The sequence below is a fragment of the Paraburkholderia sp. SIMBA_053 genome, assembly GCF_046534895.1.
Classification (GTDB): Bacteria; Pseudomonadota; Gammaproteobacteria; order Burkholderiales; family Burkholderiaceae; genus Paraburkholderia; species Paraburkholderia caledonica.
In genome coordinates, this window is sequence record NZ_JAWRXU010000065.1 from 1 (window position 1) to 565 (window position 565).

Consider the following 565-nt stretch of genomic DNA (forward strand, 5'->3'; position numbering starts at 1 on the left):
GCACAAGCAGCGCGCCGAGCAGACCGGCGCCGACCCGTACGTTGGGAATGCGGCGGCACTGGATGTCTGTACTCGCGGCAGCGATCACCAGTGCAATGACGCACGGAATGATCGGCGGTAGTGGTGCAGTTGCGGCAATGAGCATGACAAGGCCTCGTCGGTGTGGGCAGCGGTCAGGAAAAGCGCGGATGCGGCGGGCGAACCAGCGTGGCGGTTCGCCCGCCGTTCCTCTCAGGTTCCTGAGGTCACGTGCCCAGCGATAGCAGTGAATTTGTCGCTGACCGCCGTCGCGAGGGTCGAGTACCCGGCGAGGATTGCCGTCGCGATCAGTGCGGCCATCAGGCCATACTCGATGGCAGTCACGCCGTCTTCATCGCGAATGAATGCACCAGTGCTGTTGATGAACGATTGCATCATTACTCTCCATTTGAACTTGCCACGGCGTGTTGAGCGCTGCAGCGTGTTGCAAAAAGCCGTGATGCGACAGACGGGCAGGCAGGCCCAAGTCGTCTGTCGCATCGCTCGGGGTTAAGCCAGCTTCCCCGCGATTGCGGTGAACTTGGCG

Annotated in this window: 1 protein-coding gene; it reads right to left on the minus strand. The window is 61.9% G+C overall.

Features of this window, described 5'->3' with window-relative positions; genetic code table 11:
* Positions 1–231: 231 nt before the first annotated feature.
* The gene (locus tag SB753_RS34550; RefSeq protein ID WP_006049100.1) at positions 232–414 is read right to left on the minus strand and encodes a Flp family type IVb pilin; all 183 of its coding nucleotides are present in this window, start codon (positions 412–414) and stop codon (positions 232–234) included.
* Between the last annotated feature and the right edge of the window lie 151 nt (positions 415–565).

Bases quoted from the DNA above. Each gene is read 5' to 3' on its own strand.
- SB753_RS34550 (WP_006049100.1), bottom strand. From the start codon at position 414: ATGCAATCGTTCATCAACAGCACTGGTGCATTCATTCGCGATGAAGAC.